This is a genomic window from Aeromonas diversa CDC 2478-85, assembly GCF_000819805.1.
Lineage (GTDB): Bacteria > Pseudomonadota > Gammaproteobacteria > Enterobacterales > Aeromonadaceae > Aeromonas > Aeromonas diversa.
The window spans coordinates 23,825-48,608 of record NZ_CDCE01000035.1 but is presented as its reverse complement, the minus strand read 5'-3'; the positions used below and the strand labels follow the sequence as shown (position 1 = coordinate 48,608).

Annotated in this window: 21 protein-coding genes; 10 read left to right on the top strand and 11 right to left on the bottom strand. The window is 62.5% G+C overall.

Annotated elements, in window-relative coordinates; all coding sequences use genetic code 11:
* Positions 1–72 precede the first annotated feature (72 nt).
* Complete coding sequence (locus tag BN1121_RS16280) at positions 73–855, bottom strand: type 2 periplasmic-binding domain-containing protein (RefSeq protein WP_005350224.1); 783 nt, start codon at positions 853–855, stop codon at positions 73–75.
* Positions 856–977: 122 nt separating this feature from the next.
* On the opposite strand from BN1121_RS16280, the gene ybaK reads away from it, so the two are divergent.
* Together ybaK and BN1121_RS16270 are read left to right on the top strand one after the other, a co-directional pair.
* Complete coding sequence (gene ybaK / locus BN1121_RS16275) at positions 978–1,439, top strand: Cys-tRNA(Pro) deacylase (protein WP_005350225.1); 462 nt, start codon at positions 978–980, stop codon at positions 1,437–1,439.
* A gap of 85 nt (positions 1,440–1,524) precedes the next feature.
* Positions 1,525–2,409, top strand: coding sequence for a hypothetical protein (locus BN1121_RS16270; protein ID WP_005350227.1), 885 nt, complete (start codon positions 1,525–1,527; stop codon positions 2,407–2,409).
* A 38-nt stretch (positions 2,410–2,447) separates the two neighbouring features.
* Here the strand turns inward: BN1121_RS16270 and BN1121_RS16265 are convergent, their stop codons facing one another.
* On the bottom strand, positions 2,448–4,901 hold the full coding sequence (locus tag BN1121_RS16265) for a bifunctional aspartate kinase/homoserine dehydrogenase II (RefSeq protein WP_043157287.1): 2,454 nt from the start codon (positions 4,899–4,901) through the stop codon (positions 2,448–2,450).
* Positions 4,902–6,065, bottom strand: a complete 1,164-nt coding sequence (metB, locus tag BN1121_RS16260) for a cystathionine gamma-synthase (protein WP_005350231.1) — start codon at positions 6,063–6,065, stop codon at positions 4,902–4,904.
* A 157-nt stretch (positions 6,066–6,222) separates the two neighbouring features.
* Between metB and metJ the strand changes: the two genes are divergently transcribed.
* Positions 6,223–6,546: a met regulon transcriptional regulator MetJ gene (metJ, locus tag BN1121_RS16255; protein WP_005350233.1), complete on the top strand. Its 324-nt coding sequence runs from the start codon at positions 6,223–6,225 to the stop codon at positions 6,544–6,546.
* A gap of 57 nt (positions 6,547–6,603) precedes the next feature.
* Here the strand turns inward: metJ and BN1121_RS16250 are convergent, their stop codons facing one another.
* The 4 genes from BN1121_RS16250 to BN1121_RS16235 all read right to left on the bottom strand — a co-directional run bounded on the left by BN1121_RS16250 (position 6,604) and on the right by BN1121_RS16235 (position 12,842).
* On the bottom strand, positions 6,604–7,860 hold the full coding sequence (locus BN1121_RS16250) for an aromatic amino acid transport family protein (RefSeq protein ID WP_005350235.1): 1,257 nt from the start codon (positions 7,858–7,860) through the stop codon (positions 6,604–6,606).
* 355 nt (positions 7,861–8,215) lie between these two features.
* Entirely contained in the window at positions 8,216–10,774 is a 2,559-nt protein-coding gene (locus tag BN1121_RS16245) for a TRAP transporter permease (RefSeq protein ID WP_005350237.1), read from the bottom strand.
* Positions 10,775–10,861: 87 nt separating this feature from the next.
* Complete coding sequence (locus BN1121_RS16240) at positions 10,862–11,827, bottom strand: TAXI family TRAP transporter solute-binding subunit (protein ID WP_005350239.1); 966 nt, start codon at positions 11,825–11,827, stop codon at positions 10,862–10,864.
* Between the two features lie 358 nt (positions 11,828–12,185).
* Positions 12,186–12,842 (bottom strand): OmpA family lipoprotein, encoded by a 657-nt coding sequence (locus BN1121_RS16235; RefSeq protein WP_005350242.1) that lies wholly within the window; start codon positions 12,840–12,842, stop codon positions 12,186–12,188.
* A 191-nt stretch (positions 12,843–13,033) separates the two neighbouring features.
* On the opposite strand from BN1121_RS16235, the gene BN1121_RS16230 reads away from it, so the two are divergent.
* Positions 13,034–13,579, top strand: a complete 546-nt coding sequence (locus tag BN1121_RS16230) for a cysteine hydrolase family protein (protein WP_005350245.1) — start codon at positions 13,034–13,036, stop codon at positions 13,577–13,579.
* Between the two features lie 62 nt (positions 13,580–13,641).
* Here BN1121_RS16230 and BN1121_RS16225 read toward each other — a convergent pair whose 3' ends face one another.
* Positions 13,642–14,226 (bottom strand): DNA-3-methyladenine glycosylase I, encoded by a 585-nt coding sequence (locus tag BN1121_RS16225; RefSeq protein WP_043157293.1) that lies wholly within the window; start codon positions 14,224–14,226, stop codon positions 13,642–13,644.
* Between the two features lie 93 nt (positions 14,227–14,319).
* Between BN1121_RS16225 and glyQ the strand changes: the two genes are divergently transcribed.
* Both glyQ and glyS read left to right on the top strand, forming a co-directional pair.
* Positions 14,320–15,249 carry a glycine--tRNA ligase subunit alpha gene (gene glyQ, locus BN1121_RS16220; protein ID WP_005350255.1) on the top strand — a complete coding sequence of 310 codons (930 nt, stop codon included), beginning with the start codon at positions 14,320–14,322 and terminating at the stop codon, positions 15,247–15,249.
* A 9-nt stretch (positions 15,250–15,258) separates the two neighbouring features.
* Positions 15,259–17,328 (top strand): glycine--tRNA ligase subunit beta, encoded by a 2,070-nt coding sequence (glyS, locus tag BN1121_RS16215; RefSeq protein WP_005350258.1) that lies wholly within the window; start codon positions 15,259–15,261, stop codon positions 17,326–17,328.
* Between the two features lie 1,108 nt (positions 17,329–18,436).
* Here glyS and BN1121_RS19560 read toward each other — a convergent pair.
* Positions 18,437–18,982, bottom strand: a complete 546-nt coding sequence (locus BN1121_RS19560; RefSeq protein ID WP_197065768.1) for a biosynthetic peptidoglycan transglycosylase — start codon at positions 18,980–18,982, stop codon at positions 18,437–18,439.
* A 940-nt stretch (positions 18,983–19,922) separates the two neighbouring features.
* On the opposite strand from BN1121_RS19560, the gene BN1121_RS16210 reads away from it, so the two are divergent.
* Genes BN1121_RS16210 through BN1121_RS16200 form a run of 3 tightly spaced genes read left to right on the top strand, consistent with a single transcriptional unit; the run spans position 19,923 to position 21,608 of the window.
* A complete protein-coding gene (locus BN1121_RS16210; RefSeq protein ID WP_005350260.1) occupies positions 19,923–20,594 on the top strand; it encodes a CsgG/HfaB family protein in 672 nt (223 codons plus the stop codon).
* Between the two features lie 10 nt (positions 20,595–20,604).
* A complete protein-coding gene (locus BN1121_RS16205) occupies positions 20,605–20,958 on the top strand; it encodes a DUF4810 domain-containing protein (protein WP_005350262.1) in 354 nt (117 codons plus the stop codon).
* Positions 20,955–21,608, top strand: coding sequence for a DUF799 domain-containing protein (locus tag BN1121_RS16200; RefSeq protein WP_005350270.1), 654 nt, complete (start codon positions 20,955–20,957; stop codon positions 21,606–21,608). The genes BN1121_RS16205 and BN1121_RS16200 overlap by 4 nt, the downstream gene beginning before the upstream one ends.
* A 111-nt stretch (positions 21,609–21,719) precedes the next feature.
* Here BN1121_RS16200 and BN1121_RS16195 read toward each other — a convergent pair whose 3' ends face one another.
* Positions 21,720–22,277: a hypothetical protein gene (locus BN1121_RS16195; protein ID WP_005350290.1), complete on the bottom strand. Its 558-nt coding sequence runs from the start codon at positions 22,275–22,277 to the stop codon at positions 21,720–21,722.
* A gap of 309 nt (positions 22,278–22,586) precedes the next feature.
* Between BN1121_RS16195 and BN1121_RS16190 the strand changes: the two genes are divergently transcribed.
* Positions 22,587–23,357: an EAL domain-containing protein gene (locus BN1121_RS16190; RefSeq protein ID WP_005350298.1), complete on the top strand. Its 771-nt coding sequence runs from the start codon at positions 22,587–22,589 to the stop codon at positions 23,355–23,357.
* Between the two features lie 56 nt (positions 23,358–23,413).
* On the opposite strand, the gene BN1121_RS16185 is transcribed toward BN1121_RS16190, so the two are convergent.
* Complete coding sequence (locus tag BN1121_RS16185) at positions 23,414–24,625, bottom strand: aromatic amino acid transporter (RefSeq protein ID WP_005350312.1); 1,212 nt, start codon at positions 24,623–24,625, stop codon at positions 23,414–23,416.
* Between the last annotated feature and the right edge of the window lie 159 nt (positions 24,626–24,784).

Genomic DNA, 24,784 nt, shown 5'->3' with positions numbered 1-24,784 from the left:
AAAGCGCGTTTTGAGTCATAAACGACCCGGTGGCGCCAGGGACAACGCACGGCAGAGCGCGCGCAGACAGCACTAGTGCCGGGTGGTCTTGCCCGCGCCGGCATGATTCTGGGAAGCCGGGCGCTCGGTGCCGTGATTGATCTGCGCCTTGAGATAGTCGAGCAAGGCCTGCTCGGCACCATTGGGAGTACGACTAAAACCTATGTAGAGGTGGCGATGGAGGGGATAGGCGGGATTGAGGCGCCGATCCGGCTGCAGAGGAGACTCGCCCTCCAGCGTGAGCATGCCGACCCCGCTGAGCGCCTCACGCTGTAGCCTGCCGAGGGAGAGCCACCCCAGCCCCTGCGCGTCATCCGCCACATTGGCGATCACCAGCTCGGGAGTGCGCTGGGTGTGAAGCGTCTGTGGGCTGCCGGTTGCCCCGAAAAACTGACGAACATAATGCATGGTCGCGTGGTTGACCCCCAGGCTGTAGAGCACCACAGGGCGGCCATCCGGCCAGCGCGCCCCCGGTTGCAGCAGCGCTTCGAGCTCCTTGAGGGTCAAGGCCCGCAGCGGGTTGCGCCGGTTGACCAGAAAGACCACGGCATCGCTCCCGATACGGCTGAGATAAGGTACCGGATGAGCGGGAAAAGGCTCCGAGAGCATGATGCCACCGGGCCACTGCTGCGTACGCACCAAGGCCGGCAGGCTCCCCGTCACACGCAGTTTAAGCCGATGACCTGTGCTCTCGGTAAACCCCGCCTGATAAGGCTCGATGAGGCTGGCGACCGTGTCGGAGCCAATGAGCTCGACCTCATCGGCCCATGCCAACATGCCCCCCAACAGGGTGAGTACCAACCAGAGTGCCTTCATCTGTGACCTCCCCGCCCGTTTATCTTCAGTATAAAGGGTACCCGACGATTGACGGCGAGCCTTGCCTCACGCCTTTGGCAGGCGCAGACTGTGTGGCCTTGTCTTGCACCAAGGAGACCACCATGACCCCTGCCATCAAGCTGCTCGAGAAGCTCAAGATCCCCTTCACCCTGCACCCTTATGAGTGCGAGGCTCACGACGACTTCGGCAAGCATGCGGCTAGCCAGTTGGGGCTGCCAGAGGCGCAGGTGTTCAAGACCCTGATCGCGCACCACGACAAGCAGGCGGTGGTGGCCATAGTCCCGTCCTCTGGCATGTGCAGCCTCAAGCAGCTGGCCAAGGCCACCGGGCTCAAGAAGGTCGAGATGCTCTCCCCCGCCGAGGCCGAGAAGCTCACCGGCTATAAGGTGGGGGGGATCAGCCCGCTGGCCCAGAAGAAGCGCCTGCCCACTGTGCTCGATGCCTCGGCCCTGCAATTTGACACTGTGCTGGTGAGCGGCGGCAAGCGCGGCCTGTCGGTCGGGGTGTCGCCCCGCCAGATGCAGGAGCAGATGGGCTGGCTCATCGCCCCCATCGGCGAGTAGCCCGGCGCACAAAAGCCTCTCCCCAACGGCTTAGCCCCCCTCCGGAATTGGCTAGAATCAGGGCAGTCGCCGTGGAGTTTCGACCATGACCCCATACCCGCTCTTGCTGCTGATACTACTGCTCTGCTCTCGGGCTGCCATGGCCGTGGTCACTTTCACCTATATCGGCCCCGAGAGCGACAAGGATCCCCGCCAGACCTATGACAGGGATCTGCTGCAGCTGGCGCTGGAGAAGAGCCGCCCCGAGTATGGCCCCTATCTGCTGGTGCCAACCCCCCCCATGAACCGGGATCGCATTCGCCTCAGCGTGCGCCAGAACCGCTATCCCAACCTGTTTGCCATGGACAGCTGGAGCAACCAGGTGAACGTCGAGCAGGTGCACTATGTTCCCTTCCCCATCCATCTGGGGCTGACCGGCTATCGCATCTGCTTCGTCAATCCGGACAAGGCCGAGGCCGTGGCCCGTGTCCGTAACCTGGAGGAGGCCAAGGCCTTCCTCCATGGCCAGGGCCATGGGTGGCTCGATGTGGAGATACTGCGCAATGCCGGGTTTCAGGTGGTGGAGCGCGCCGAGTACGAAAAACTCTTCCTGATGGTGGCGCGGGGGCGCATCGATCTCTTCTGTCGCGGGGTGAGCGAGCTGCAACGGGAGTGGCAAAGCCATGCCGATCTGCCCGGGCTGACCGCCGATCCCCACCTGCTCTTCTACTACCCCCTACCCCGGGTATTCTTTACCCATGTCAGCAACCGGGAAGGGCTCAGCCGCGTGCGTCTCGGGCTGGAGCGAGCCTGGCGCGACGGCTCACTCCAGGCGCTGTGGCGTCAGACCTTTGGTCCCTCCATCAAGGCGGCCCACCTCGATCAACGGCTGCTCATCCCCCTCGAGAACCCCTATCTCAAGGGGATCGGCTTCGACTACCGGCGCTACTTCTACAATCCGGCCACCGATCGCTTCGGCGACGTCAAATGAACAAGGGCGCCCTCAGGCGCCCTTGTTCTTGCTTGGCCTCACAGGCTGGCACAGATCTGCCAGAGATCGTACTGGATGGCCGCGGCCGTCACCTCGCGCCCCGCCCCCGGCCCCTGGATCACCAGCGGATTGGTGCGATAGCTGTCGCTCTCGATGGCGAAGATGTTGTCGCAGGGCAGCAGGTTGGCGAACGGGTGGTGCGGCTCCAGGCTCTCGAGGCCGACCCGCGCCTTGCCATCGTGCTCGAAGCGAGCCACGTAGCGCAGCACCTTGCCGAGGCGCCTGGCGCTCTCGAACGCGGAGAGGATGGGGCCATCGAGCTCCTTGAGTCGGTCCATAAACTGATCCGGACCCAGCTTGCGCAGGGGCACAGGCACCAGGTTCTCCAGCTCGATGTCGTTGGCGTCTATCTCATAGCCCGACTCCCGGGCCAGGATCAGCAGCTTGCGACGCACGTCCTGTCCGGAGAGATCCTCACGCGGGTCGGGCTCGGTCAGGCCGTGCTGCCACGCCTCCTCCACCAGTTCGGAGAAGGGGCGGCAACCGTCGTACTGCTGGAACAGCCAGGAGAGGGTGCCGGAGAAGATGCCCGAGACCCCGTGAATGCGATCGCCGCTCTGGCGCAGCATCTGGATGCTGGACTGCACCGGCAGACCGGCACCCACGGTGGCGTTGTAGCGCCACTGTACCTGGTGATCGCGGCAGCTCTGTTTGACCCGCTGGTAGAACTCGCTCTCGGCGGCGCCGGCAAACTTGTTGGCGGCGATGAGGTGGATGCCAAGCTGGGCCAGATCCGGGTAGTAACGGCTCACCGTCTCGCTGGCGGTGAGATCGAGCGCAATCAGGGCATCGAAGCTGTGCTGTTCGAGCTGGCCGAGCAGCTCGGGCCAGATCAGCGGCGCCGGGTTGCTCGCCTCCTGCACCCGCAGCGGGTCGAGCCCCTCCTCGTCCAGCCAACCCCCTTCCGAACCGTAGACGCCGTAGAGGGTCAGGGCCAGGTTGAGCTCCTGTTCGAGACGCTGACGCTCGCGGTTATAGAGGCTCAACCAGTGACCGCCGATGTTGCCCTTGCCAAAGACGACCAGGCCAACTCGGGTCGGGCGGCTGAACAGGGCCCCGTGCAGGGCGATGAGCAGGGGCTCGAGCACGATCTGGCGCAGCACAGCCACCAGGCTCAGGCTATCTTTCGCCGCCTGCACAAACTCGACCGGTTGATCCGCGGTGAGCTGATAGAAGCGGTGACACTGCTCCGCATTCTCGGTCACGCCGGCGCCCACCAGGGCGACCAGGCTGTAGCCCTCCTTCAGGATCAGGCCGGTGAAGCCCCCCTCCAGCTGGTAGTCGCGCAGCAGGTCATAGGCGCCGCTGGCCACCTCGAGGGTGTAGGCCAGACGCAACATGCGGCGATCCGGCTGGCGCTGGGCGGTGAGCGGTTGAATACGGTGGCGGGCCAGATAAGCCTCGATGGCGGCGGCGGCGCGCTCGAACTCCCCTTCCGGCAGCACCTTGAGCTCGATCAGGGCGATCTGGTCGACCGAGGAGACGATGCGGGCCCCACCGGAGCGCGGCGCCCGGCGCAGTATGTGGGTGCACCCCTCGTCCGGGTTGTAGCTGCAACGCAGGGTGAGGCGCTGACGGCTGTCGACCACCGGCTGCAGGGTGCGCGAGTGAAGCACGGAAGAACCGAGACGGGCCAGCTCGTTGGCCTCGGCCAGGCTCAGACGCTCCAGCAGGCGCGCCTCCTTGACCCGGCGCGGGTCGGCACTATAGACCCCGGCCACGTCACTCCAGATGGTGGTGGACTCGCCGTCGGCCAGCGCCGCCAGCAGGCTGGCGCTGTAGTCGGAGCCATTGCGCCCGAGCAGCAGGGAGCGCCCTTCCAGATCGGCGGCGATGAAGCCGGTTACCACTATGCGGCCATCGTGCTCGGCCAGCCGCGCCTTGAGCAGCTCGCTCGAGAGGGCGTGATCGACCCGGATCAGCGGACCGTCCTCGGCGCGCAGGAAGCTGCGGGCGTCGAGCCACAGGGTCGGATTGCCGCGCTGGGTCAGCAGGGCGGCGAGCAGGCGCGCCGACCACACCTCGCCAAAGGCCAGCAGGCCGTTGCGCTCGAAGCGATCGAACTGGCGCTCCAGGGTGCGGGCTATGGTGCGAAAATCTTCGGCCAGCTGGGCGCGCAGATCTGCTTGCAGATCCCCTTCCAGCAGGCCGTCGATCAGGCTCTGCTGATAGGCGTGCAGGGCGGTGTGGGCCTCACCGGCCGCCTCGTCTCCCCCCTCGGCCAGCTCCACCAACTGGATCAGGCGGTTGGTGGTCTTGCCGGCGGCAGAGACCACCACCAGCTCGTTACCGCCGCTCTGCTGCTCGACGATGGCCGCCACCCGGCGGTAACAGACCGGATCGGCCAGACTACTGCCGCCAAACTTGTGTACATGACGACGCTTCACACTCACCTCTGCGGCCACCGCACTCTCTCCATTTAATACTGTCATTTACGCTTCCACCCTTGTTGCGATCGCCAACGCCTGGGCGAGATCGGCCACCAGATCAGGGCCGTGCTCTATGCCTACCGACAGCCGCAGTAGCTGCCCGCTGATGCCGGCCCGGGCCTGGGCCTCCGGTGTCATGGCCCTGTGAGTCATGCTGGCCGGGTGCGCGATCAGGCTCTCCACGCCACCGAGGGACTCGGCCACCGAGAAACAGCGCAGCGCCCCCAGGAAGGCGCGGATCCCTGCCTCGCCGAGACTGAGCTCGAAACTTACCATAGCCCCGAACCCCGCTTGTTGACGACGCGCAATCTCGTGTCCCGGATGGCTCGGCAGAGAGGGATGATAGATGCATTTGACCCTTTCCTGCGACTGCAAGAAGTCGAGTATCTGACGGGCATTCTCCTCGTGGGCGCGCAGGCGGGCGCCCAGGGTGCGCAGGCCACGCAGGGTCAGGTAGGAGTCGAACGCCCCACCGGTCAGCCCCAGGCAGTTGGCCCACCAGGTGAGGCGCTCGGCCAGCTCGCCGTCGGCGGCCACCACGGCCCCGCCCACCACGTCCGAGTGACCGTTGATGTACTTGGTGGTGGAGTGCACCACCAGATCGGCCCCCAGCGCCAGCGGTTGCTGCCAGAAGGGAGTGAGGAAGGTGTTGTCGACCGCCACCAGGGCACCGGCGCCATGGGCGGCGGCGCAGATGGCGGCCACGTCGACCACCCGCAGCAGCGGGTTGGAGGGGGTCTCGACCCACACCAGCTTGGGCTTCTCGGCCAGGGCGGCCGCGAGCGCGTCGGGGTCACCCTGATCGACAAACTTGACCCGGTAACACCCCTTGGCGGCGAGGTGCTCGAACAGGCGCCAGGTGCCACCGTAACAGTCGTGGGGGGCGATCAGCAGATCCCCGGCCGCGAGCAGTGTGGTGCTCACCAGATGGACAGCCCCCATGCCGGTGGCCGTGATGACGGCGCCTTCGCCCCCTTCCAGCGCGGCCAGGGCCTCGGCCAGGTGGCTGCGAGTCGGGTTGCCGGAGCGGGCATAGTCGTATTCACGGGGCTCGCCGAAGTCGGCGAAGGTGTAGTTGCTGGAGAGGTAGATGGGCGGTACCACGGCACCATGTTGGGTATCGCTCTCGATGCCGATCCGGACGGCCCGGGTTCCCTTGTCACTCATCTGCCTGCTCCTCTCATCCTTGGATGGCATCACACTAAACCAGAGTCACTAAGCCGTCAACATGTCTGGACGTCTAAATGGCTTTGCCGTTGGATTGCCAATGCTATCCATAGGGGTTAAAATTCGCGGTCACGGCCAAATCGAGAACAGGTGAATCATGGGTACAGAGTGGAACGGCGACTACGTCAGCCCTTATGCAGAGCACGGCAAGAAGAGCGAGCTGGTGAAGAAGATCACCGTCTCCATTCCGCTCAAGGTGCTCAAGGTGCTGACCGACGAGCGCACCCGCCGTCAGGTCAATAACCTGCGCCACGCCACCAACAGCGAGCTGCTCTGTGAAGCCTTCCTGCACGCCTTCACCGGCCAACCGCTGCCGAGCGACGAGGATCTGCGCAAGGACAAGCCAGACCATATCCCGGCCGAGGCGCTCGCCATCATGCTTGCGCTGGGTAAAGAGATCGAAGAGTTCGACAACGACTGACGTTTCACCGATAGCAAAGAGGCGACCCCAGGGTCGCCTCTTTCTATTTGTGCCGCCTTAACGGAGCAGGCTGAACAGCAGGGCCGATACCGAGAGGGTGCCGGTGAGCAGGATAAAGCCGTTGGCGAGGCGATGACGCTTGAGGTGGGCCATGGCCGGCACCTTGTAGATAGCGACCACCGGCATGATGAAGAGGATCATGGCGATCACCGGCCCCGAGAGCACCTCCATCAGGCCGAGGATGCTGGGGTTGACCACGGCAGCGCCCCAGATGGCGAAGAACATGAAGGCGATGCCCACCTTGTCGGCGCGATCGCTCGACAGCCCCTGCTTGGCCAGCAGGTTTTGCAGGCTGGCACGTGCACCCAGGAAGTGGCCGAGGAAGGAGGAGGTGATGGCGATGAAGGCGATCAGCGGCCCCAGGGTCACGATAACCGGGTTATCGGTCACGTTGGCCAGATAGGAGAGCACAGAGACGTTCTGCGCCTTGGCGATCGCCAGCTGCTCCGGCGACAGGGCCAGCACACAGGAGAAGACGAAGAAGAGCACGAAGCCGACCAGCATCAGGCTGGTGCGCTGCAGGATCTGGCGGCTCTTCTCTCCGGCGCCGTCACCGTAGTGGCGCTGCTGCACGTTGGCAAACCCGGAGAGGGCCGCGGCGTGGCTGAAGGCAAACACGGTCACCGGCAGGGCCAGCCAGACCGTCTTGGCGAAGTCGAGCCCCTGCAGATCGCTGCCCGCCGGCCACTGCCACTGGGGGATCAGATAGAAGGAGAGGGCCGCCAGGATCGCCGCCAACGGATAGACCATGAAGGCAAAGGCCCGCAGCATCGCCTTCTCCCCCGCCAGCATCACGGCCACCATGAGGAAGACCAGCACGCCCGAGAGCAGCACGCGCGGCGGCATGGCCATGCCGAGCTGGTTCACCATGAAACTCTCGACCGTGTTGGTCAGCCCGACCCCGTAGATGAGCAGGATCGGGAAGATGGAGAGGAAGTAGAGCACAGAGATGAGGCGGCCGCTCACCACCCCGAAGTGCTCCTCGGCCACCTCGGTAAAGTCGGCACCGGGTCGAGAGGAGGAGAGCACGAATCGGGTCAACCCCAGGTGGGCCAGATAGGTCATGGGACCGGCCAGCACGGCAACCAGCAGCAGGGGCCAGATCCCCCCCAGCCCCAGATTGATGGGCAGAAACAAGATGCCGGCCCCGACGGCGGTGCCGAAGAGGCTGATCACCCACTGGGTGTCGCGACGCTGCCAGCGGCTCAGGTTGTCGACCGGAGCTGTGACGGGAGAGGAAACGGAGATATCCATGATAAAACCACAATTAACGCTATTTTGAACTGGGCAGATTGTGGGCTATCGACATTTAATTCTCAAAACGGGGAGGTAACAGATCCCGCTACGGTTTCAGCACCGAGCCAGTGCAGCGTGCAGGGATCGGGAAAAACCCTGAACCATCAATCTAAAAAACGTCATAATCTCAGACTAATAATTCAAATTTTCACCACTACTCAAATTTTTATTTCACAAAAAACTCAATGACCGAATAAAGCTCTCAATTGCCGCCCTTTTGTGCGTCCCTCGTCCCTTTTTAACCTATTGAATACCCAGTCGATTTCAATCCTGCGCCACGAAAAAGGGCGGCCGTTTGGCCGCCCCGTCGGGGTTAAACACGGCGTCGCCGCTGTAGCCAGACCACCAGGGCAAACAGCATGAAGCCGGGAATCCACATGAACTCCTTGCGAACGCGATCCGTGGGCGCCTTGACGCTCAGGATCTGCTGATCGAACTCCAGCCCCAGATCGGCGGCGGTACTGCCGAAGGTGACGCTGTCGATCAGGGTCTTGCCCTCCTGCTCATAGAGCATCAGCCCCAGCTTCTCCAGCCGCTCTTCGCCACTCTTGCCCTCCGGCACCGGCAGCAGCACGGTGAAGCGGCGCACCTTGCCCACCGCATCGGGCCCCTCGAGGCGCAGACGCAGGGTGCTGTCGGCATCCACCTCGCCCAGGGTCTGGGCCAGCTGGGCCGGCGGGGTCTCCCGGTAGGGGTCGTGCACCATGTCCATCCAGAAACCGGGACGGAACAGGGTGAAGGCCACCAGCAGCAGCAGCACGCTCTCGTACCAGCGGCTCTTCACCAGGAAGTAGCCCTGGGTCCCGGCGGCAAAGATCAGCATGGCGATGGTGGCCACGATGAAGATCAGCACGCCGTGGGCGAAGTCCACGTTGATGAGCAGCAGATCGGTGTTGAAGATAAACAGGAACGGCAGCGCCGCGGTACGCAGGCTGTAGTAGAAGGCGGTGATCCCGGTCTTGATGGGGTCGCCCTTGGAGACGGCCGCCGCGGCGAACGAGGCCAGCCCCACCGGCGGGGTCACGTCGGCCATGATACCGAAGTAGAACACGAACAGGTGCACGGCGATGAGCGGCACTATCAGGCCGTTCTGCTGTCCCAGCGCGACCACCACGGGGGCCAGCAGGCTGGAAACGACGATGTAGTTGGCGGTGGTGGGCAGCCCCATGCCGAGGATCAGACTCAGCAGGGCGGTCAGCATCAACATCAGTAACAGGTTGCCCATGGAGAGGAACTCCACCAGATCCGCCAGCACCAGGCCGACGCCGGTCTGGGAGACGGCCCCCACTATGATGCCGGCGGTGGCGGTGGCGATGCCGATGCCGATCATGTTGCGGGCACCGGCGATCAGCCCCTCGCGCAGGTCCACCACCCCATCCATCAGGCTGCCATAGTCGTGCAAACCGTCGGTGCGCAGCCAGTTCAGCAGCGGGCGCTGGGTCAGCAGGATCACCACCAGCATGACGGTGCCCCAGAAGGCCGACAGGCCCGGGGAGAGGCGCTCGACCATCAGGCACCACACCAGCACCACTACCGGCAGCAGGAAGTGCAGGCCGGAGAGCAGCACGGCGCGGGTATCGGGCAGATCGTCCAGCGGCTTGTCCGGGTCTTCCGGCGGCAGCGGCGCATTGCTGGCGGCTATCTTGAGCAGGCCGAGATAGGTCAGCGCCAGCAGGGCGCCCACCACCGGCAGGGCATAGTCACCCAGCGCCGGCTTGAGCCAGCCCAGGCCATAATAGACCGCCATGGAGAGGCCGCTGATGAGCGCCGCGCCGAAGGCAAAGCCGGTCAGGCGTTGCAGCCAGGTGCGCGGATGGCGGCTGCCGATGGGCTGCATGCCGAGTTTCAGCGCCTCAAGGTGCACTATGTAGAGCAGGGCTATGTAGGAGATGGCCGCCGGCAGGAAGGCGTGCTTGATGATCTCCACATAGGGAACGCCGACGTACTCCACCATCAGGAAGGCGGCCGCCCCCATGACAGGGGGCATGATCTGGCCGTTGACCGAGGAGGCCACCTCAACGGCGCCGGCCTTCTCCTTGGAGAAACCGACCCGCTTCATCATGGGGATGGTGAAGGTGCCCGTGGTCACCACGTTGGCGATCGACGAGCCGGAAATGACACCGGTCAGTGCCGAGGCCACCACGGCCGCCTTGGCCGGGCCACCGCGCAGGTGGCCGAGCAGGCTGAAGGCGAGCTGGATGAAGTAGTGGCCGGCGCCGGCCCGCTCGAGCAGGGCGCCAAACAGCACGAACAGGAAGACGAAGCTGGTCGAGACCCCGAGGGCGATGCCGAACACCCCTTCGGTGGTGATCCACTGGTGGTTGGCGAGCGCATGCAGGCTCACCCCCCGGTGCGCCAGCAGGGAGGGCATCCAGGGACCGGCCAGGCTGTAGCCGAGGAAGACGATGGCGATCACCGCCAGGGCCGGGCCGAGGGCACGGCGGGCGGCCTCCAGCAGCAGCGGGATGCCGACGCAGGCGACCGCGAAGTCCAGATCGGTCAGGTTACCCGGCCGCATGGCCAGCTGCTCATAGGCGAGGAAGAGGTAACCGGCCACCAGGGCGCCGATAAGCCCCAGCCCCAGATCCGGCAGCGGCACCCGATCGCGTGGCGAACGCCGGCCGAACGGGAAGACCAGGTAGGCGAGCAGGATGGCAAAGGCCAGATGGATGGAGCGTGACTCTGTGTCATTCAGCACTCCCACCCCCAGCATGAAGGGGAGCGGAGAGGCTATCCAGAGCTGGAACAGGGACCAGACCAGCGCCAGGCCGGCGATCACCCAGCTCATGGAGCCGACCGGCAGGCGGGCCCCCACGTCCTGGGCAATCAGCTCCTCGGCGGAGAGCGCCTCTTGTTGTTGTGTTTGCTGCATAGTGTGACTCTGTAGGTACTGCAATAAATGAGACTCGCTCCCCCGAAGGAGGAGCGAGTCTGGGGCACATCCGAAGCCGCAGCCGGATTACATCCAGCCACGCTCCTTGTAGTAGCGCACCGCCCCTTCGTGCAGCGGGGCAGAGAGGCCCACCTTGATCATGTCGGTCTCTTTCAGATCGGCGAAGGCCGGGTGCAGACGCTTGAAGCGGGTCAGGTTGTCAAACACCGACTTGGTCAGCTGATAGACCACTTCCGGATCTGTCTTGGCGCTGGTAGAGAGCACCGCCTTGCCACCGATGGACGGGGTCGGGTTCGGGCTGCCCTTGTAGAGGCCACCCGGGATCTCGGCCTTGCTGTAGTAGCTCTTCTCGGCCAGCAGCTTGTCGATATCCGGACCTGTGACCGGCACCAGCACGGCATCGGTGGTGGTAGAGGCTTCCTGAATGGCACCGTTCGGATGACCGACGAAGTAGCTCATGGCGTCGATGTTGTTGTCACCCAGGGCAGAGGCCTGCTCGGCGGGTTTCAGCTCGGAAACCAGGCTGAAGGCGGACTTGTCCCACCCCTTCACCTTCATGATCTCCTCGAAGGTATCGCGCTGGCCGGAGCCCGGGTTGCCGATGTTGACGCGCTTGCCCTTCAAATCGTCGAAGCCGGCGATCTTGGCATCCTTGCGGGCCAGTATGGTGAACACTTCGCTCTGCAGGGAGAAGACGGCGCGGATATCCTCCATGGCCCCTTCCGCCTTGAACGGCTCCAGACCCTTCATGGCCTTGTACTGGTGATCCGACTGCATGATGCCGAAGTTGTACTCACCGCTGCGAATGCCGTTGACGTTGGCCACGCCACCACCACTGGCCGGGGCGTTGCACTTGATCTCGTGCGTCTTGGCACCCTGGTTCAGGAAGCGGCAGATGGACTGGCCGGCCACGTAGTAGACGCCGGTCTGACCGCCGGTGCCTATGGTCACGAAGCGCTCGGCCGCCTGGGCCTGAGGCAACAGGCCAAACAGGGCAGCAGAGATGGCGCAGGCCAAGGTTAATCCCTTCATGTGTACATCCTTTTGTTATGGTCTGGAGTGCTCGCCCCGTCGTGAGAGGCGATAGGAATGGATCAGGTGGCTGACACCTGCAAGGGGACGGGACGTAGACAACCTACGGCAAAAGGTGACGACATCCTGTCACAACAATACAACATTCCAAAAATAACCCGATATCCTGGGTCTGATGCAAATATTAATCTGCAAACAGCCGAATATTTATCGAAAAATTTGAAGGGGATCAACCTAACTCTCTTTTCCCCTGTGACCCTGCTCTCGGCACCGGATCGCAATCTGTGCCCTCTTGAATCCAGACCAATACAGAGGGGGCCGCAGCCCCCTCTCATCCTCGTCCTGGCGACCGGCCCTGTCAGCCCACCGGGGTCAGGGTGATGGTGACGCGGCGGTTCTGCGCCTTGCCTTCGGCTGTGCTGTTGCTGGCGACCGGCTGAGACGGGCCCACGCCAGTGGTGGCGATGCGCGAGCCCGCCACGCCGCTGGCGATCAGCTGGTTGGCGACCGCATCGGCACGCTGCTGGGAGAGGCGCATGTTCAGATCGCGCGAGCCGGTGCTGTCGGTGTGACCGACCACGTTGAGGCGGGTCTTGTCGAACTCACCCACCACCATGGCGACGCCGGACAGGGTGTTGGCGCCGGCCGGTTTGAGCTGGGCGCTGGAGCTGTCGAAGGTGACGTTGTTGGGCATGTTGAGGATCAGCTGGTCGCCGCTGCGGGTCACGCTGACGCCAGTGCCCCTGAGCTTGTCGCGCAGCTTGGCCTCCTGCACGTCCATGTAGTAGCCGATGCCGCCGCCGAGGGCCGCGCCGGCGGCCACGCCGGTCAGGATCCCCTTCTTGCGATCGCCCTTGCTGGAGGAGAGAGCCCCCACGGCGGCGCCGGCCGCGGCACCGGCCAGAGAGCCCCAGACCGCCTTGGCGGTCTGCTCTTCACCGGTATAGGGGTTGGTGGTACAGCCGGATACGGCGATGGTCAGTGCCAGAACGGGCACCAGAGTCTTGGCTCGCATGAAAAAACCTCAGATAAATCAGGCCGGCACCGTGCCGGGGCGTCGATTGTAGATCAAGGCTGCGCCACTGTCTGACGCTGGCCTTAACGGTCGTGCCGAATGCTGTTTTTTCGCGCACGCCCCATCTGCGGAGTTGCCGTTCAGGCCCCGGCCAGCCAGTGTAAGAGGCCCCCACTCACGGAGCCCAGACCATGCTATCTCTGCCTAACCCCGCCCTGCTCGTCATCGACATGCAGGTGGGCCTGTTTCACGGCCCGGACGCCCCCCACGCCGGCGGCGCCACCCTGGCCAACATCAATCGCCTGATCCGGACCGTCCACGCGGCCGGCCACCCCGTGCTGGCGGTGCGCCACACCGGACCCGCCGGCAGCCCCATCGCCGAGGGGAGCCCGGCCTGGCAACTGCTGCCCGAGCTGGCCCTGGAGCCCGGCGCCCGGGTGTTCGACAAGCAGCGCCCCAGCGCCTTTAACGGCACCGCCCTGCACGAGTGGCTGAGCGAACTCGGGGTGCGGAGCCTGATCGTCTGCGGCATGAAGACCCAGTACTGCGTCGACACCAGCTGCCGGGCCGGCGCCGATCTCGGCTACGCCGTGGTGCTGGCGAGCGACGCCCACACCTGCATGGAGACCCCGCAACTCGCGGCGAGCGACATCATAGCCCACCACAACGCCACCCTGGCCGGCCCCTTCGCACGCCTGCTCGGCACCGCCGAGATCTGCGCCGCCCTCGGCCACTGAGGCGGGCCTGACAAAACGGGGAGGCCGCAGGCCTCCCCGTTTTTTTACGATCGTCGCCGCCCCTAGGGCGCCGGGGACCAGTCTGCCTGACAGGCCGCATGGCAGGGGCAGCTCACCAGATGATCGTTCACCATCCCCACCGCCTGCATGAAGGCGTAACAGATGGTGCTGCCGACGAAGGTGAAGCCGCGTTTTTTCAGCGCCTTGGACATGGCATCCGACTCCGCTGAGGTGGCCGGGATATCGCCGCTGCCCTGACGCAGGTTGACGATGGGGGCGCCGCCGACGAAGTCCCACAGGAAGTCGACAAAGTCGACACCCTCGGCCTCCATGGCCAGATAGGCGCGGGCATTTTTGATGATCGACGCGACCTTGAGGCGGTTGCGGATGATGCCGGTGTCTTGCATCAGGCGCTCCACGTCGGCCTCGCCGAAGGCGGAGATGGCCACGGGATCGAAGTCGGCGAAGGCCCGATAGTAGCCGGGCGTGCGCTTCAGGATGGTGATCCACGACAGCCCAGCCTGCTGCCCGTCGAGGCAGAGCTTGGCAAACAGTTCACGGCCGTCGCGCACCGGGCGCCCCCACTGCCGATCGTGGTACTCGATGTATTCGGGATCCCGGGTTACCCAGGCACAACGTAGGGCCAATTCGGTGCTCATGTAATTTCGCCTATTATCCGACCATGCCAGACGGTATACTCTTTCGGTTCAATTTCAGCAATTTCGCGCGAAATCCAAGCCATGCAAAAATTCGATGTCAAAACCTTTCAGGGCCTGATCCTGCAGCTGCAGGACTACTGGTCCCGCCAGGGCTGTACCATTATTCAGCCGCTGGACATGGAGGTGGGTGCCGGTACCTCCCACCCGATGACCTGCCTGCGCGCCCTGGGCCCCGAGCCCATCGCCTGCGCCTATGTGCAGCCTTCCCGCCGCCCGACCGACGGCCGCTACGGCGAGAACCCGAACCGTCTGCAGCACTACTACCAGTTCCAGGTCATCATCAAGCCCTCTCCGGACAACATCCAGGAGCTCTACCTGGGCTCCCTGAAAGAGCTGGGGATGGACCCGCAGGTGCATGACATCCGTTTCGTCGAAGACAACTGGGAAAACCCGACCCTGGGCGCCTGGGGTCTGGGCTGGGAAGTGTGGCTCAACGGCATGGAAGTGACCCAGTTCACCTACTTCCAGCAGGTAGGCGGCCTGGAGTGCAAGCCGGTCACCGGCGAGATCACCTACGGCCTCGAGCGTCTGGCCATGTACATCCAGGGCGTCGACAGCGTCTATGACCTGGTCTGGTCTGACGGCCCGCTGGGCAAGACCACCTACGGCGACGTCTTCCACCAGAACGAGGTGGAGCAGTCCACCTACAACTTCGAGCACGCCGACGTGGAGTTCCTGTTCCACTGCTTCGAGCAGTACGAGAAGGAAGCCCAGAATCTGCTGGCGCTGGAGAAGCCGCTGCCGCTGCCGGCCTACGAGCGTATCCTCAAGGCCGCTCACTCCTTCAACCTGCTGGATGCCCGCAAGGCCATCTCGGTCACCGAGCGTCAGCGCTACATACTGCGCATTCGCACCCTGACCAAGGCCGTGGCCGAGGCCTATTACGCCTCCCGCGAAGCGCTGGGCTTCCCGATGTGCCAACGTGGCAGCAACGAGAACAAGCAAGGTTAAGGAACGGACATGGCACAACATACATTTCTGGTAGAGATCGGCACGGCCGAGCTGCCGCCCAAGGCCCTGCGCTCCCTGGCCGAAGCCTTTGCCGACAACTTCAAAGCCGAGCTGACCAAGGCCGATCTGGCCTTCGGCGACGTCGAGTGGTTTGCCTCCCCGCGCCGTCTGGCGCTCAAGGTGTTCGGCCTCGCCGCCGAGCAGCCGAGCAAGAGCGTCGAGAAACGCGGCCCGGCCGTGGCCCAGGCGTTCGATGCCGACGGCAAGCCAACCAAGGCCGCCGAAGGCTGGGCCCGTGGCAACGGCATCACAGTCGAGCAGGCCGAGCGCCTGGTCACCGACAAGGGGGAGTGGCTGGTCCACACCGCCAAGGTCGAAGGCCGTCCGGCCAAAGATCTGCTGGGTGAGCTGGTAGCTTCATCTCTGGCCAAGCTGCCCATCCCCAAGATGATGCGCTGGGGCGACAAGACCATCCAGTTCGTGCGTCCGGTCTTTACCGTGACCCTGCTGCTGGACGGCGACTTGGTGCCCGCCCACATCCTGGGTATCGACTCTGCCCGCACCCTGCGCGGTCACCGCTTTATGGGCGAGCCGGAACTGACCATTGAGTCTGCCGACCAGTACCCGCAGATCCTGCAGGAGCGCGGCATGGTCATCGCCGACTTTATGGCGCGCAAGGCCAAGATCAAGGCCGACGTCGAAGCGGCCGCCGCCGCCTTCGGTGGCGTGGCCGATCTGGACGACGCCCTGCTGGAAGAGGTCACCGCCCTGGTCGAGTGGCCTGTGGTGCTGACCGCCAACTTCGAAGAGAAGTTCCTGGCCGTGCCGGCCGAGGCCCTGGTGCACACCATGAAGGGTGACCAGAAGTACTTCCCGGTCTACGACCGGAGCGGCAAGCTGCTGCCGAAGTTCATCTTCGTCACCAACATCGAGTCCAAAGACCCGAGCCAGATCATCAGCGGTAACGAGAAGGTGGTGCGTCCGCGCCTGTCTGACGCCGAGTTCTTCTTCAAGACCGACCTCAAGCAGACCCTGGCCTCCCGCCTGCCGCGCCTCGAGACCGTGCTGTTCCAGCAGCAGCTGGGTACCGTGCGCGCCAAGGCCGCCCGTATCGAGGCCATGGCCGGCTTTATCGCCGCCAAGGTCGGTGCCGACGTGGGCCAGGCCCAGCGCGCCGGTCTGCTCTCCAAGTGCGATCTGATGACCAACATGGTCAGCGAGTTCACCGACACCCAGGGTGTCATGGGCATGCACTACGCCCGTCACGACGGCGAAGCCGAAGCGGTGGCGCTGGCCCTGAACGAGCAGTACATGCCGCGCTTCGCCGGCGATGCCCTGCCCGCCGGCCTGGTCTCCTGCGCCGTGGCGCTGGCCGACAAGTTCGACACCCTGGCCGGTATCTTCGGCATCGGCATGCTGCCCAAGGGTGACAAGGACCCGTTCGCCCTGCGCCGCGCCGCCATCGGTGCCCTGCGCATCATGACCGAGAAGCAGCTGGACCTGGATCTGGTGGAGCTGGTCGAAGAGGCCGTCAGCGTCTACGGTGACAAGCTCACCCACAAGAGTGTCGTCACCGACGTGGTCGACTTCATGCTGGGCCGCTTCCGCGCCGCCTATCAGGACGAAGGCATAGCTGCCGACGTGGTGCTGGCCGTGCTGGCCCGCCGCCCGACCCGTCCGCTCGACTTCGATCGCCGCGTCAAGGCCGTGAGCCACTTCCGCACCCTGGATGCCGCCCTGGCCCTGGCCGCCGCCAACAAGCGCGTGAGCAACATTCTGGCCAAGGTCGAAGGCGAACTGCCGACTGCCGTCAAACCGGAGCTGCTGGTCGATGCCGCCGAGAAGGCCCTGGCCACCCAGGTTGCCGAACTGCAAGCCGAACTGGCCCCGCTGTTCGCCGCCGGTGACTATCAGGCTGCCCTCACCCGTCTGGCCGCCCTGCGCGAGCCGGTCGACACCTTCTTCAACGAAGTCATGGTGATGGCCGACGACGAGGCCCTCAAGGCCAACCGTCTGGCGCTGCTGAACAATCTGCGCAACCTGTTCCTGCAAGTCGCGGATATCTCGCTGCTGCAGTAACGCAGCCGAGATCAGAAAGGCGCCTTCGGGCGCCTTTTTTATTGTCCTTTGGCAGTGGCAGCATAGCGCCGCCGCACAAGACACGAGGGCTCCGCCCTCGACGAGGTTTCGCCCGCCCTGCGGGCCGGGGCGAGTGACTTCTTGCAGGCCCAAGAAGTCACCAAGAAGGCCTTCCCCCACTGATCCGCCCGACTTGCGTCGGGTCCCCTCGCCTCACCCGTTTGTCCAACGGCACGCGCCGACGGTCCATCCCTGTCCCGCCGCCGCTCGCTCGGCATCCCTGCCTCGCGACCTGGACAACCGGCCTCGCCTCGGCGAATCAGAGGGGGAGCCAATACCGAGCCCCCCATACTTGAAGGGGAAACCCTCAACTCGTTCTAACTGCCACGTGGCAAATACAAATACTGACTCTCTGATTTCTCTATCAAACTTGCTTCTAATTCCACGCATGTTGAACAGGCATCATAGTGAAGATATAGTAATCATAAATTCAAATGGGTATCAGCGCTAAATGGAATTAACAAATACAATCCTAAGTTTTATTTTGACAGGTGTAATTGGTCTTTATGTATCTAATAAATTCCAAGAAAAAAGCTTCCTGCACCAGATAAAAACCAGTCGTTCAGAGCGAGAGATTGATAGGCTCGTAGAAATTGCCAAACTCTTGGAGAAAATGTCCGGAGAGCGTATATACTATAGCCGACTATTACTTGACACGTTAGCTAGTTCGCCTATCAAAGACAATGGCGAACTAATAAACCAAGCTAGGGATGAGTATAAAAAATCAAAGGACGCATGGAATGAAAACTTGAACCCATTATTCATAGAGCTCTACAGCATTAATATGTATGACTGTGCAAGAGACATTGAAAAAAACATCCACAACAATTTCAGGGGAGCTCACACTGCGATTTATAACCTTGTTTTGAATGGGCACTCGAGCAACCTGATTCTGTCAGGGAAAATGCATCTCGACATCGCATTCACAGAGACAAGAAGAATATCGTCAGAGATAATAAAACATTCCAATATTCGTTGGGATAGAATCATGGATGGTGATACAGAGGCGCTAAACGCTCTTAACTTAAATAAAGCATCAAGTTGGACTCTATTTCGTGCTCTCTTTCACAAAAACCCTAGCACTCTGCGCGTAAGACGCTCTTGAATTAACAATGCCAAACCATTCTACTTTAGGAGATAAAGGCTTTGGCCTCAATAACATAGCAGCCACAAATGCACTCTCATCTCTATTCAACATTGAAGGTGCTTTGCCAAACATGGCAAAAGATGCCTTTTCAACCCCAATTAGATGAGAGCCAAAGAAAGCATTTCTTAAGTAACAACGTATTATTTGTTTTTTTGTGAAATGAAAATTAACAAGCCAAGAAAGTAAAATCTCATACAACTTCCTATACACCGTCAAATCTTTAAATCCGGTGATAGTCCTGACCATTTGCATGTCTATAGTACTAGCTCCACCATGTTTCCGCCCTTTTACTTTTTTAGTTAACTCTCTCACAAATGCTTTGATATCGAAACCACAGTGGCTAATGAATCGACGATCTTCTAGAGCCATAACGTAATACTCTAAATCGCTGAATTCACCATAGGAATCACAGTCAGACATTTTACTAGAAATATATGATAGATCCATGTTCAAATCCACCAGAAAACGTCTAAACTTTCTATAATGCCTTGTATTAAACGGTTGGGCAGTCATTTTAATCCCTATCATCACCCATGCAATATAAACATGATTTATGTTACTTTAAATCTCAATTAAAAACAATCGTCAACAAATATAATCCACTGTCTATATTCTTCTAATGAGTTATTTTACCTCCAACCATTTTGAGCATCATGAGGCTGGTGAAAGACCATATTGTGGCCATCCCTCCTACAGCCTCGGAATTGATGCCCCCTCTGATTTGCCGAGGTGAGGGCGTCGGTTCAGGCCGCGAGGCAAGGATGCCGAGCGAGTGGCGCCGGTCCATGGATGGACCGTCGGCGCGTGCCGTCGAACCGACGACGGAGCCGAGGGTATGTGCGAAGCACACGAATCGGCGGGGGTGGCCTTTCTTTTGGTGACTTTTCTTTGGCCACGCAAAGAAAAGTCACTCGCCCCGGCCCGTAGGGCAGGTGAAACCCTTCGAGGACACAGTCCTCGCCTCGAGGCCGAAGCCGATTCGCCAAGGCATCGGGATGAATGCCGCGTCTACTCTCCCCCGGTGCATTGCGCCGGCGCTGATTGCACCCTACGGCTCTCGCCCAGGCCCGCAGGGCAGGCGAAACCCCTTCGAGGACGCAGTCCTCGCCTCGAGGCCGAAGCCGATTCGCCAAGGCATCGGGATGAATGCCCGTGCGGCAACGCCGCATCCACTTTCCCCGTCGCATTGCGCCCTACGGCACTCGCCCCGGCCCGCAGGGCAGGCGAAACCCCTTCGAGGACGCAGTCCTCGCCTCAAGGCCGAAGCCGATTCGCCAAGACATCGGGCTCAATGCCCCCTGGTGACAAGGTTCCGTAAGACCCCGAACTGAGCTAGAATGCCCCGCCCACAAAAAACCTTAATAATCACAAAGTTAGTAAGGCTGTCATGAAAAAAATTCACGTTGTTGCGCTGGCCGTTGCGGCGAGCATGGCGCTGGCCGGTTGTGCCAGCGAATCCTCCAGAACCCTGGAAGTTGCCAAGGTCACCTCCTACCAGACCCCCTATCAGGGCACTCGCAGCCCGATCTCCGTCGGCAAGTTCGATAACCGCTCCAGCTACATGCGCGGCATCTTCGCCGATGGCAATGACCGACTCGGTAGCCAGGCCAAGACCATTCTGATCACCCACCTGCAGCAAACCGGCCGTTTCAGCGTACTGGATCGTGCCAACCTGGAAGAGTTGCAGGCGGAAGCCGGGCTCAAGAAACAGGCCCAGGCCCTGAAAGGCGCCGACTATGTAGTCACCGGGGACGTCACCGAATTTGGCCGCAAAGCCGTGGGCGACCATCAGCTGTTCGGCATCCTGGGCCGCGGCAAGTCACAGATCGCCTATGCCAAGGTCAACCTCAACGTGGTTGACGTCACCACCTCTGAAGTCGTCTTCTCTTCACAGGGCGCCGGTGAGTTTGAGCTCTCCAACCGCGAGGTGATCGGGTTCGGCGGCACCGCCGATTACGACTCCACCCTCAACGGCAAGGTGCTCGATCTGGCCATTCGTGAAGCGGTCAACAATCTGGTCGCCGGCATCCAAAATGGTGCCTGGCAACCGGCTCGCTAAGGAGTAGCCCATGAACACACTGCGTCACGGGCTCTGCCTGGCCTTCGCCCTGCTGAGCTACGGCTGTGCCACCCCGCCCAAGCCCCTCTACAACTGGGACCAATACCAGAGCGCCGTCTATCAGACCCTCGAAGACCAGGAGAGCGGCGAGCAGATTGGCCGCCTCGAGGAGAATCTGCAAGCCGCCAACGGCAAGGGTGAGAAGGTGCCCCCGGGCTTCCACGCCCACCTGGGCATGCTCTATGCCCAGCAGGGGCGCGACGATCTCGCTCGCGAGCACCTCGAGAAAGAGAAACAGCTGTTCCCTGAGTCGGCCACTTTCATCAACTTCCTGCTCAACCAGAAGAAGGGAGCAACCCAATGAAGACGTTATGGATGGCCTTGATGGGCTCACTCTTGCTGGCGGGTTGCGCATCCCAGCAGCCGGGCTATGACTACGCCGCCTTCCGGGAAAGCCGCCCCACCTCGATCCTGGTGTTGCCGCCGGTCAACCACAGCCCGGATATCAAGGCCAGCAACAGCCTCATCTCCCAGAGCACCCTGCCGCTGGCCGAGTCGGGCTACTATGTATTCCCGGTGGCCCTGACCAACGAGACCTTCCGCCAAAATGGCATGACGGTCGCCGAAGAGATCCAGGCTCTGCCGGTCAACAAGCTGCATCAGATCTTCGGCGCCGACACCGCGCTCTATCTGGACATTACCGAATATGGCACCAGCTACATGGTCATCTCGAGCGAGACGGCGGTGACCGCCAAGGCCAAGCTGGTTGACCTGCGTAACGGGAAAACCCTCTGGGAAGGCACAGCCCGCGCCTCGAGTGCGGAGCAGCAGTCCAACAGCGGGGGCGGCCTGGTCGGCATGCTGATCGTCGCCGTGGTCGACCAGATCGCCAATACGGTGCTGGACAAGGGTCACGACATCGCCGGCATCACCAGCGCACGCCTGCTCAGCGCCGGCACGCCCAATGGCCTCCTCTATGGTCCCTACTCGCCGAAATACCAGGCGCAGCAGTGATGGCCCTGGCATAGCGCAGACGCGGCCTGCCGCGCCTGACGGCCCACGACAAAAACCCCCTCGTCACTGAGGGGGTTTTTATTGGTGCGACACGGCAAGAGCGGGATGTGCCTATTCGAGCGGTGCCATCAGGTGCTGGTAGGGGGTGCCCGACCACATGATGTAGGGGGCCGAGGTGTCGGGGTCGGCGCCCTTGGGGTATTGATCGTAGAAGGCGTCCTCCGCGCCGACGATCATCACGTGGGGCCCGGTCTGCAACCAGTGGTTGTCGGCGCCGGGCTTGGCGGCATAGGGGTCGGTGTTGCTGGCATCCGTGCCCCCCTTGAGCATGTACATAAAGCCGATCTTGCCCTTGGGCGGCGTCTCGTGGTTGATCCAGGCGTGGGCCCAGGCCAGGGCGGCCGCGTCCATGCACATGGGATCCGGCCCCGGCGTGGCCGGGTTGTCGGGCATGCAGGTAAAACCGTTGCTGCCCTCGCGCAGGGTGCGCATCTTGCCGTCGGCCCCCATGGCGACGATGGCGGCCGCGGCACCGACCTTGGCGGGGGCCGCCGCCATGGCGCTGGCGATCATCGCCTCGTCGGTCATGGCCGGCTCATCGGCGGCCTGCGCCGCACCGGCCAGCAGTGCGGTGAGCACGCCCAGGGTAAACATCTGCTTGCACATCATGTCTCTCTCCCGATTGGTTGGGTAACACGGGATCACGCACGGCCGACTACCATGGCGGCCGTGCTGCCGGGCAGCAGCTGTCTGGTGGGGGGGGACGGGAGTGATCGAGGGTGGCGCGGTGGATACGGGGCTCGCATCGCCTGCGTCGCCTGTCTGACTATAGACCCGCCGCTCGGTGACGCAAAAGGGTGGCATATGGGGCCTCACACCGCGCTGGCGGCGCTCGCGCCATTTCTTTTCTCGCGATTGTTTTCAGCCACTTACGGCACTAATCTTGACCATATCCTCGCAAGGAAGGAACGGTGCGCGATGAAAGAGGTCACGGGTGGCACAGCCGGTGAATCCGGTTGCAGATTGTGTCTCGAGGAGGCCAGGCTCGAGTTTGATTTCTCCATGGCCTTTCAGCCAATCGTCAACTGCCGGCAGAAAACCCTCTTCGGTTACGAGGCGCTGGTGCGCGGACTGAATAACGAGCCGGCACACACCATCATCTCGCGCATTACCGATCAGAACCGCTATCTGTTTGACCAGCTCTGCCGCACCAAGGCGATAGCCCTGGCGGCCCGTCTCCAGTTGCAGCAGATCCTCAGCATCAACTTTCTGCCCAACGCCGTCTATCGGCCGGAGCGCTGCATCCGTACCACACTGCAGGCCGCCAACGAGCACCACTTTCCCGTCGAGCGCATCATGTTTGAAATCACGGAAGACGAGCGGGTCAGCGATAACCAGCACATTCGCGACATCATAGAGTACTACCACACGCGGGGCTTCATCACGGCCCTCGATGACTTTGGGGCCGGCTATTCCGGCCTGAACCGGCTGGCCGACTTCCAGCCAGACATCATCAAGCTCGACATGCACCTGCTGCGGGGGGTCGATGATGACCCAAGGCGGCAAGCCATAGTGCGCCACAGCGTGGCCATGTGCCGCGAACTCGACATCACTGTGCTCGCCGAGGGGGTCGAAACCCGAGAGGAGCTGGCGTGCCTGCAGACCATGGGGGTTGACCTGATGCAGGGCTACTTCTTCGCCAGACCAGGCTTTGAGACGCTGCCGCCGGTGGACTTCACCCGGTTCTGACTCACCAACAACAACGGCGCCCGAAGGCGCCGTTTTTTGCTTTCCACGTCAGTGGCTTAACCCGTATAGGCCGGCAGCCAGCCCACCATGTTGAGCAGGTGGAAGGCGGCGGTCAGCACACCGAAGACGATCACCAGGGCGATCATGGCGATGCCGCCCGGGGCGCGGAAGCCCTCGTGCTTGCCCATGCTGCGCACCTTCCACGCCAGCAGGGGCGGGATGATGCAGGTCCACAGGGTGGCGACGGCGCCGGCGTAGCCGATGGCCACCAGGAAGCCGAACGGGAACAGCAAGGAGAGCACCAGCGGCGGCAGGAAGGTCACCGCCCAGGACTTGGCGCGGCCACCGCGGCTGTTGTCGAACTTGAACAAGTCCGCCAGGTAGTCAAACACCCCGAGCCCCACCCCGATGAAGGAGGAGAGGATCGCCGCCATGGAGAAGGCGTTGAGGGCGCTCGCCACCGCCTTGGACTCGATCACCGAGCCGAGCGCCTTCAGCAGGGCATCCACGTTGCCACCCTGTTCGATGACAGGGCCAAACTCGCCGCGCGGCAGGTTGCCGAACACGCTCAGCAGCCAGACGGTGTAGAAGGCCAGGGCGATAACGGTACCGCCCAGGATGGCGCGGCTGGCGCGGCGCTCCTCACCGTAGTAGGCGCGCATCGACGACACCGAGTGGTGATAGCCGAACGAGGTGAGCGCCACCGGCAGCATGCCGATGGCATAGGGGGCGTAGCTGGCGTGCTCGCTCATGCGGTCAAACAGCAGATCGGGACTTATCTTCATCGACAGACCCGAGATGCCGAAGGCGAAGCTCAGCATCATCAATATGATGAGCAGCACAGAGATGCGGTCCACCGCCCGGGTGGAGTGCCACACCAGAGCCGAGAAGACCAGGGTAAACAACACAGAGGCGGCGTGACTGCCGATCCCCGTCATCTCCTGGATGATGAGGCCGGACGAGGTGATGTAGGCATAGAGCAGGATGCCGCCGACGAAGTAGACGCTCAGGTTGTTGAGGGCGTTGATCTTCTCCCCCAGCAGATCCCGGGTCACGGTGTCGAAGGAGACGCGCAGCGGATAGCCCTTGTAGGATTCGAGCAGCATCCAGCCCGACACCGTCATCACCACCATGGTCAGCGCCACCGCGAGCAGGGACCAGAGGGTCCAGGCGCCCGCCCCGGCACTCGGCAAGCCCAGCATGCCGGCCCCCACACAGACGCCGGCAATGATGCATGCCCCGCCCACCAAGGATGGTTTGTGTTCCATCTCTCTGACTCCTTGCCATACGATTGCGAAGATGGGGCACTCCGACGCCCCGGCCCTCCCTAGGGGGCGCTCATGAAAACGGCAGCCCCTGGCCGCCGCGCCTGGGGACTTTACCCTGCTTCCCCCCTCGCATCAAACTGAATCCCGCCCGCGAACCTA